General features: G+C 61.1%; 5 protein-coding genes and 5 pseudogenes. 3 read left to right on the top strand and 7 right to left on the bottom strand.

Going from position 1 to position 8,956, the window contains the following annotated elements; translation table 11 throughout:
• The 3 genes from HT737_RS31390 to HT737_RS26750 form a co-directional block, all read left to right on the top strand.
• Positions 1–206: hypothetical protein (locus HT737_RS31390; RefSeq protein ID WP_220459523.1), on the top strand; the 206-nt coding region annotated here is incomplete at its 5' end.
• Positions 207–251: 45 nt separating this feature from the next.
• The gene (locus tag HT737_RS26755; protein WP_003226705.1) at positions 252–1,187 is read left to right on the top strand and encodes a chemotaxis protein CheV; all 936 of its coding nucleotides are present in this window, start codon (positions 252–254) and stop codon (positions 1,185–1,187) included.
• 198 nt (positions 1,188–1,385) lie between these two features.
• Positions 1,386–2,192, top strand: a complete 807-nt coding sequence (locus tag HT737_RS26750) for an MOSC domain-containing protein (RefSeq protein ID WP_182404336.1) — start codon at positions 1,386–1,388, stop codon at positions 2,190–2,192.
• A 71-nt stretch (positions 2,193–2,263) separates the two neighbouring features.
• Here HT737_RS26750 and HT737_RS26745 read toward each other — a convergent pair whose 3' ends face one another.
• From HT737_RS26745 to atuC, 7 genes and pseudogenes are all read right to left on the bottom strand, one after another.
• Entirely contained in the window at positions 2,264–2,548 is a 285-nt protein-coding gene (locus HT737_RS26745; protein WP_003226701.1) for a pyrimidine/purine nucleoside phosphorylase, read from the bottom strand.
• Positions 2,549–2,662: 114 nt separating this feature from the next.
• A complete protein-coding gene (locus tag HT737_RS26740; protein ID WP_047295400.1) occupies positions 2,663–3,205 on the bottom strand; it encodes an exonuclease domain-containing protein in 543 nt (180 codons plus the stop codon).
• A 70-nt stretch (positions 3,206–3,275) separates the two neighbouring features.
• Positions 3,276–3,614, bottom strand: a pseudogene (locus tag HT737_RS32845) (acetyl-CoA carboxylase biotin carboxyl carrier protein subunit); the annotation flags it as partial.
• A gap of 140 nt (positions 3,615–3,754) precedes the next feature.
• A pseudogene (locus HT737_RS26735) lies at positions 3,755–5,237 on the bottom strand (acetyl/propionyl/methylcrotonyl-CoA carboxylase subunit alpha); the annotation flags it as partial.
• Between the two features lie 118 nt (positions 5,238–5,355).
• Positions 5,356–6,152 (bottom strand): annotated as a pseudogene (locus HT737_RS26730) (enoyl-CoA hydratase/isomerase family protein).
• Positions 6,149–7,307, bottom strand: a pseudogene (atuD, locus tag HT737_RS26725) (citronellyl-CoA dehydrogenase). The pseudogenes HT737_RS26730 and atuD overlap by 4 nt, the downstream one beginning before the upstream one ends.
• Positions 7,308–7,337: 30 nt before the next feature.
• A pseudogene (gene atuC, locus HT737_RS26720) lies at positions 7,338–8,955 on the bottom strand (geranyl-CoA carboxylase subunit beta).
• Between the last annotated feature and the right edge of the window lies 1 nt (position 8,956).

Genomic DNA, 8,956 nt, shown 5'->3' with positions numbered 1-8,956 from the left:
CGAACATCAGGTTGGGCCTGATTGTTACTAGGGGATTCCCTTACACGCGGGAACCTGTGGCGCAAACTGTGGTCGCGCCAGAAGAGAATGTAGCAGATGAAAACGCCGGGCCAGTAAACCATGATGTTAATGTGACATCAATGCCTGCGTGTGGCATTTTGATGGTGATTTTGTGGGGATCAAGAATCGCCATCAACAGCCGATAACCCCACTTAGTAGTGAATTCATCAGAACAAGCCCAGGAGTCATTGATGGCCGGCATTCTCGACACGGTAGACCAACGCACGCAACTGGTGGGTGAGAATCGCCTGGAAATTCTCATGTTTCGACTGGCCGGACGCCAATTGTTCGCGATCAACGTGTTCAAGGTTCAGGAAGTCCTGCAATTGCCGAAGCTGACCCTGATGCCGCAACGTCACCCGTTTGTCTGCGGTGTGGTCAACCTGCGTGGCCAGACGCTGCCGGTGATCGACCTGTCCCAGGCGATCGGCATGCGCCCGCTGGTACCGGGGCCGAACAGCACCATCATCGTCACCGAGTACAACCGTTCGGTGCAGGCGTTCCTTGTCGGTGGCGTGGATCGCATCGTCAACATGAACTGGGAAGCCATCCTGCCGCCGCCGACCAGTGCTGGCCGCCAGCACTACCTGACCGCTATCAGCAAGGTCGACGATCAACTGGTGGAAATCATCGACGTCGAGAAGGTGCTCGCAGAAATCGTTCCGTACAACGCCAAGGTTTCGCGCGACAAACTTGACGATCCGGTGCTGGAACGTGCCCGTGGCCGCGAAGTGCTGCTGGTGGACGACTCCAACGTCGCGCTCTCGCAACTGCGTGACACCCTCGGCCAGCTCGGGGTGAAAATGCACATCGCCAGTGATGGCCTGAAGGCGCTGAACATGCTCAAGGCCTGGGCCGATACCGGCGTGAACATGACCGACAAACTGCTGATGGTGTTTACCGACGCGGAAATGCCGGAAATGGACGGCTATCGCCTGACCACCGAGATCCGCAATGACCCGCGCCTGCGCGGTCTGTATGTGGTGCTGCACACCTCGCTGTCCGGTAGCTTCAACGATTCGATGGTGAAGAAGGTCGGCTGCGACAACTTCCTCTCCAAGTTCCAGCCGGACAAACTGGTGGACGTGGTGCGTCAGCGTCTGATGCTGGATGAAGTGCCGGCCTGAGGAAATTCTGTAGCGAGGGGATTTATCCCCGATGGACTGCACAGCAGTCCCGCTTTCTTGATTCAAGTGGGGCCGCTTCGCGCCCCATCGGGGATTAATCCCCTCGCCACAAACTATCTGTGCAGGCGCATGCATCAGGCTTTGATTCACAGATAAAGCTCGTATAGGGTGGCTTTTTTGCCCATCAGGAAGCTGGACATGCTGCGTCTGAGTGCGCTTTATCGTTACCCGTTGAAATCCGGCAAGCCCGAGATTCTGCAATCGATTGGCCTGGATAAACTGGGCCTTGAAGGGGATCGACGCTGGATGCTGGTGGACGAGGCCAGCGGCCGCTTCCTGACCCAAAGGGCCGAGGCGAAAATGAGCCAGCTGTCGGCGCTGTGGAATGCGCAGGGCGGGCTGACCCTCAGTGCGCCCGACCATGCCGCGCTGGATATTGCGTTACCGCAGGACGATGCCGAGTTGCGCGGTGTGACTATCTGGCGTGACACCCTGCGCGTTCCGGATGCCGGTGATGCAGCGGCCCGCTGGGTCAGCGATTTCATCGGCAAACCGACCCGTCTGGTGCAGGTGCCACTTGATCGCGCGCGTATGACGCAGGCCGGGTATGGCCGCGACGATGATCAGGTCGCGTTCGCCGACGGTTTCCCGCTGTTGTTGATTGGCGAGGCGTCGCTTGACGATCTGGTGCAAAAGGTCGGACGACCGCTGGAGATGCTGCGCTTTCGACCGAATCTGGTGATCGAAGGCAGTACGGCATTTGCCGAAGATGGCTGGAAGCGCATCCGCATCGGCGATGTCGAGTTCCGCGTGGTCAAGCCTTGTTCGCGCTGCATCCTGACCACGATTGATCCGCAGACTGGCGAGCGCAGTGCCGATCGCGAACCGCTGGCGACCTTGCAGAAGTACCGTGCCCAGGCTGATGGCGCGATGTTCGGGCAGAATCTGGTCAACGACAGCAATGGTCGGCTGGAAGTCGGTATGCCGGTGGAAATCCTCGAATAACCGAGACCGGAAATGAAAATGCCCGTGTCCATGGACACGGGCATTTTTTTGCACCGGGAAAAGCCGTGGGCTTAGCCGCGGTATTCGCACAGGTAAGCAGTATCAACGGCGACTTTCAGTTGGAACTTGCTGTTGGCCGGAACGTTGAACTGGCTGCCAGCGGCGAAGGTTTCCCAGTCGCTGCTGTCCGGCAGTTTGACGGTCAGCGCACCGGAGACTACGTGCATGATTTCTCGCTGAGCGGTGCCGAATTCGTATTCGCCCGGGGCCATGACGCCGATGGTCGCCGGACCTTCAGCGGTGCCAAAAGCGATCGACTTGACGGTGCCGTCGAAGTACTCGTTGACTTTGAACATGGGCGATTCCTCTTGAATGGGGCTTAAAAGGGTTAAAAAGGGCCGGCCAGTATGCACAAGGCTCCCGGCGCCGTCACCTGCCCGGGGCGTGTCCGGCGAGTTCTCGCCCTGACTTCAGAGTGGCAAGACCAACGGCAACAACCGCGCAGTATTGCGCGCATCTTCCAGGGCCCGATGCTGCTGACCGCTGAACTGCATGCCGGCCAGTTGCAGCGCACCGTTCAGGCCCAACGGTCGTTCCAGGCGGCGGGCCTTGGCGAAGCGTTGTTTGAGATTCATGTGCGGCACTCGGCCCAGCACGCTGTCGAGCTGCAGGCGCTGCCATTCCTGAAGTAACTGCTTGCGGTCGTAATCGCCCCAACTAGCCCAGCCCTCGAGGCGCGTCTGGTGTTGCCCGAGCCAGCGCTCAAAGGCTGGCCAGACCTCGTTCAACGGCTGAGCGGCATCGATATTGGCCTGGGTGATGTGCGTGAGTTCACGACAAAATGCCGTCAATAACGGCCGTCGGGTCGGTTTGACGAACCGCTGAAAATGATCCTGCTCGCGACCGGCTCGATCGACCAGCGTCGCGCCGATTTCGATGATTTCCATTTCCGTAACCGGCCAGCCACCTTCATCTGTGGTGGCTTCCAGATCAATGACCAGCCAATGGGGCATCGCAGGTTTCCTGATTTAAGCGTCCTGATAGATCAGAGCGTAGTCAAACCTTGCGTTTGCGCCTGGCGACTCACTCGACCTGCAACAGAACCTGACGATTTTTTACCTGATCGCCGACCTTGACCTGCACCCGCTTGAGCACGCCGTCGATGCCGGCCTTCAGCGGATGCTCCATTTTCATTGCCTCCAGCACCACCAGCAACTGACCCTTGCTGACCGGACTGCCTTCGCTGACCAGCACGTCGACGATGGCACCGTCCATCGGCGCTTTCAGTGTGCCGGAGCTGACGCTGCTCTGACTGCTGATCAGCGCATGAGTTCGATCCTCCAGGCGCAGGTTGCCGGGGTGGGTGAACAGCCAGAGTTCATCGCCGGCGATCCGATACGCATGACGCTGGCGCAGGCCGTCGACTTCCAGCGTCACCGAGCGTTCGTTGCACTCAATGACGGTCAGCGCCAGTGCGCGCTGCATCACGTTCACGGTGAAACGGCCAGCGCCGTTCGCAAGCAGTTGCAAGTTCCAGTCCTGCTGTTCCAGCCCGAGGCGGTAATCGAGCGGCGCGCCGACATTGTTGCGCCAACCCTTGAGCGGCGCGCGATGCGCCTGCGCGCCAGACTGATAAAACAGCACGGCGGCGATGGCCAGTTCCTCGGCGGTGGGGGCGTAAGTGTGCAGGCATGGGTGATCAGTGAAATGCTGGGCAATGAACGCGGTGCTGAACTCGCCGCTGATGAACTTCGGATGCTGCAGCAGGCTGATCAGCAAACGCTGATTGCTCTGTACACCGAGCAGCACGCTGTCCTGCACTGCGCGCAGCAGCTTGCGGCGTGCCTCTTCGCGGGTCGCGCCGTGAGCGATCAGCTTGCCGAGCATCGGGTCATAGAACGGGCTGATCAACTGACCTTCGCGCAAGCCGTGATCGATCCGCGCGCCGGGATTCAATACCGGTTCCCAGGCCTGCACGCGACCGGTCTGCGGCAGGAAATTCTGCGTCGGATCTTCGGCATACAATCGCACCTCCATGGCGTGGCCGTTCAGCGTCACCTGTTCCTGTGTCAACGGCAGCGGCTGACCTTCGGCGACGGCCAGTTGCCAGGCGACCAGATCTTGCCCGGTGATCAGTTCGGTCACCGGATGCTCGACCTGCAGACGGGTGTTCATTTCCAGAAAGTAGAATTGCCCACGGGCATCGAGCAGAAACTCTACGGTGCCGGCACGACGTAATTCACCGCCCGGCCAGCCTTCAATGCTGCTTCACCCATGGCCCGGCGCAACTCGCCGGTCATCACCGGGCAGGGCGCTTCCTCGATGACTTTCTGATGGCGACGCTGCACCGAGCAATCGCGCTCACAGAGGTAGATCAGATTGCCGTGGCAGTCGCCAAACAGTTGCACTTCGACGTGCCGTGGTTCGATCAGCGCCTGTTCGAGGATCAGTTCGTCACTGCCAAAGCCGTTCAGTGCCTCGGAGCGGGCGGTGCGCAATTGCGCCGGCAACTCGTCGCTGCTGTGCACCAGGCGCATGCCGCGTCCACCGCCGCCGGCGCTGGCCTTGATCATCAGCGGGTAGCCGATGCGCTCGGCTTCGCGCAGCAAGGTAGCGTCGTCCTGCGCGGCGCCTTGATAGCCGGCGATGCAGGGAACGCCGGCGTCGAGCATGGCGATTTTCGACAGGCGCTTGCTGCCCATCAACTCGATGGCGTCGGCGCTGGGACCGATGAAGGTCAGACCGGCTTCTGCGCAGGCGCGGGCGAATCCGGGGGTTTTCCGAGAGAAAGCCGTAGCCGGGGTGGATCGCGTCGGCACCGCTGCGGCGCGCGGCATCGAGGATCGCCGGGATGTTCAGGTAAGACTGGTGTACCGGTGCGGCGCCGATGTTCACCGCTTGATCGGCCATCTGCACGTGCAGGGCATCGGCGTCGGCATCGCTGAATACGGCGACGGTGCGATAGCCGAGGGCCTGGGCGGTGCGCTGAATGCGGCAGGCGATTTCACCGCGGTTGGCGATCAGGATTTTGTGGATGGCGGGCATGGTGATCTTCCTGAGTATTTGGCGGTGGGTTGGCTGGCCTCTTCGCGAGCAGGTTCGCTCCCACAGGGAATTTGCATCGTTCACAAAACCTGTGGGAGCGAGCCTGCTTGCGAAGCTTTCAGGTGGCCCATCGCGGTTTTCGCTTTTGCACGAAAGCCATCGTGCCCTCGATCCCTTCGACACCGGTCACCGCTTTACTGAACCACTGCGCTGCGTCATCCAGCAGTTCATTCGATGGCTGTCCGGCGCTGGCCAGCAACAGCTTTTTGGTCATCGCATTCGCGTCCGGTGCGCAGCACAGAACATGGTCGAGTACTTCGTCGAGGCGTTCGGCCAATGCCTGCGGATCCTGCTCGACAAAATGCACCAGCCCCAGGCGTCGCGCTTGATGACCATCGAAACGCGCGGCTGTCAGTGCCAGCCGACGGGTTTCGGTCAGGCCGATGCGCTGCACCACGAACGGCGCGATCTGCGCTGGCAGCAGACCGAGGCTGGTTTCCGGCAGGCCGAACTGCGCCTGATGGTCAGCCATTGCGATATCGCTGACACACGCCAGGCCCAGTCCGCCGCCAAGCACCGCGCCCTGCAACACGCTGATCAGCACTTGCGGCGCCTGCTGCGCCTCTTGCAACAGCGCACCGAAAGCGCGGTTCAAATCGCGATAGGCATCGGCGCCCCGGGCGCGTGCATTGGCCATGTCCTTGATGTCGCCGCCAGCGCAGAAGTGCCCGCCCGCGCCACTGAGCACCAGGCGCGGACACTGCGCTCATCGCGTACCGTCGCCAGTACCGAACGCAGTTCGGCGACCATGTGCAGGCTCATCGCATTGCGGCTTTCCGGGCGATTGAGGGTGATGTGCAATACGCCGCCATGCAGCTCCAGCAGCAGTGTCTGGCAATCGGGCAGGGGGCTCATTTCTTTTTCCCCGGCAGAATGCCCATCAGTTTGCAGATGATCCCCAGCATGATTTCGTCGGCGCCACCGCCAATCGACACCAGCCGCACATCGCGATAGGCGCGGGCCACCGGGTTGTCCCACATGAAGCCCATGCCGCCCCAATATTGCAGGCAACTGTCGCTGACTTCACGACCGAGGCGCCCGGCCTTGAGCTTGGCCATCGAGGCCAGACGCGTGACGTCCTGACCCTTCACATATTGCTCGGTGGCCTGATAGACCAGCGCCCGCAGGCATTCGATTTCGGTCTGCAATTCGGCGAGGCGGAAGTGGATCACCTGATTGTCGATCAGCGCGTTGCCGAAGGTCTTGCGCTCCTTGCAGTACTCGATGGTGCTGTCGACGCAATATTCCAGGCCCTTGATCATGTTGGCCGCGCCGAACAGACGTTCTTCCTGGAACTGCAGCATCTGCATCATGAACCCGGCGCCTTCGTGGCCAATGCGGTTGCGCTGCGGCACACGCACGTTGTCGAAAAAACACCTGGGCGGTCTCCGAACTGCGCATGCCGAGCTTGTCCAGGTGCGAGCTGAGGCTGATGCCCGGGGTGTTCATCGGCACCATGATCAGCGACTTGTTGATGTGTGGCTTGTCGTCCGAGGTGTTGGCCAGCAGGCAGATGAAATCGGCACTCGGTGAATTGGTGATCCACATTTTGCTGCCATTGATCACGTAATCGTCGCCATCCTTGCGCGCGCTGGTCTTGAGACCCGCGACATCGGAACCGGCACCGACTTCCGAGACGCCGATGCAACCGACCTGCTCGCCGGTAATCGCGGGGCGGAGGAATTCGTCGCGCAATTCATCGGAGCCGAAGCGGGCCAGCGCCGGGGTGCACATGTCGGTCTGCACGCCGATCGACATCGGAATGCCGCCGCAATGAATGGTGCCGAACTCTTCGGCGGCGACAATCGAATAGCTGTAGTCGAGGCCCATGCCGCCGAATTTTTCCGGTTTGGAAATCCCCAGCAGACCAAGGTCGCCGGCCTTGCGGAAAATCTCGTGGATCGGAAAGCGCCCGGCCTTTTCCCATTCATCAACGTGTGGATTGATCTCGTGTTCGACGAATTGGCGGACGGTGCGGCGCAGTGCTTCGTGTTCCGGGGTGAAGATCATTTTTATTGTTCTCCTTGGGATCCGTGGCGGTCAGAAGCGGCTGACGCCGAAGCTGTTGGGTTGCAACGTACGGATGTCGGCTTCGTGGCAGATATCCAGCAGGTAACCGAGCAGGGTGCGCGTGTCGCGCGGGTCGATCAGGCCGTCGTCCCACAGGTTGGCGCTGCCGTAGAGTGCGGTGGACTGGCTGTCGAGCTTCTGCGCGGTGACCTGTTCGAGCATGTCGAGCATTTTCGGATCCGGCACCAAGCCTTCCTTGAGCTGTTTGGCCTCGGTGACAATGCGCAGCACCTTGCCGGCCTGTGCGCCGCCCATCACCGCCGTGCGGCTGTTGGGCCAGGCAAAAATGAAGCGTGGATCGAGACCGCGCCCGCACATCGCATAGTTGCCGGCGCCGTAGGAGCCACCGACGACAATCGTCAGTTTAGGCACTCGGGCATTGGCCACCGCTTGAATCAGTTTCGAGCCGTGTTTGATCACGCCTTGCTGCTCGGATTCGGTGCCGACCATGAACCCGGTGGTGTTGTGGAAGAACAGCAGCGGCGTCTGGCTCTGATCGCACAGTTGAATGAACTGCGCGGGCCTTGCTCGCCCCGGCGGGGGTGATCGGGCCGTTGTTGCCGATCAGGCCGCAGGCACGGCCCTGGATTTTCAACTGGCCGCAGATGGTCTGCTGATCGAACTCGCCTTTGAATTCGAGAAACTCCGATTCATCGGCTATCCGCGCAATGATTTCGCGCACGTCGTAGGGCTTCTTCGGGTCGTCGGGAATCAGCCCGAGTAGCTCGTCGATCGGGTATAGCGGGTCCTTGTATTGCGGTTCCGGCAACCACGGCAGTTGTTCGTTCCACGGCAGCAGGCGCAGGATCTCGCGCACCAGACGCACGCCATCGGCATCGTTCTCGGCCAGGTATTCGGCGGTGCCGGCAACCTGTGCGTGCATTTCTGCGCCACCCAGCTCTTCATCGGTGGCGACCTCGCCCGTCGCGGCTTTGAGCAGCGGCGGCCCGGCAAGAAACAGCTTGGCCTTGCCGCGCACCACCACCACATAATCCGACAGCCCCGGTTGATAGGCGCCACCGGCCGTGGCCGAGCCATGCACTACGGTGATCTGCGGCAGCCCCATGGCCGACATTCGCGCCTGATTGGCAAAACTGCGTGCGCCCTCGACGAATATCTCCGCCGCATAATTAAGGTTGGCGCCGCCGCTTTCGGCGAGGGTGATCACCGGCAGTTTGTTCTCTTGGGCGATCTGTTGCAGACGCAGGGATTTCTTCAGGCCGGTGGGGGAAATGGTGCCGCCCTTGATTGCGCTGTTGTTGGCCACCACCATCGCCCGAATGCCGGACACATAACCGATGCCGGCGATCAAGCCACCGCCGGCGGCGCTGCCATCCTTGTCGTCGTGCAGTTTGTAGCCGGCCAGGCTCGCCAGTTCGAGGAACGGTGCACCGGGGTCGAGCAACAGGTTCAGGCGTTCGCGGGGCAGCAGTTGCCCGCGCTTGTCGAATTTGGTCTTGGCTTCGGCAGCCTTGTTCAGCAGGTTCTGTTCCAGTTGCTGGACGTGCTCGATGGCCGTGAGCATCGCCGCGCGGTTGCGGGCGAAGGCTTCGCTGTGCGGATCAAGTTCGGACTGGATCTGCGGCATG

The sequence above is a fragment of the Pseudomonas sp. MD195_PC81_125 genome, assembly GCF_014060985.1.
GTDB lineage: Bacteria > Pseudomonadota > Gammaproteobacteria > Pseudomonadales > Pseudomonadaceae > Aquipseudomonas > Aquipseudomonas parakoreensis.
The sequence above is the reverse complement of the archived record's forward strand: the minus strand, read 5'-3'. Positions and strand labels throughout refer to the sequence as shown.

Bases quoted from the DNA above. Each gene is read 5' to 3' on its own strand.
- HT737_RS26740 (WP_047295400.1), bottom strand. From the start codon at position 3,205: ATGCCCCATTGGCTGGTCATTGATCTGGAAGCCACCACAGATGAAGGT.
- HT737_RS26755 (WP_003226705.1), top strand. From the start codon at position 252: ATGGCCGGCATTCTCGACACGGTAGACCAACGCACGCAACTGGTGGGT.
- HT737_RS26745 (WP_003226701.1), bottom strand. From the start codon at position 2,548: ATGTTCAAAGTCAACGAGTACTTCGACGGCACCGTCAAGTCGATCGCT.
- HT737_RS26750 (WP_182404336.1), top strand. From the start codon at position 1,386: ATGCTGCGTCTGAGTGCGCTTTATCGTTACCCGTTGAAATCCGGCAAG.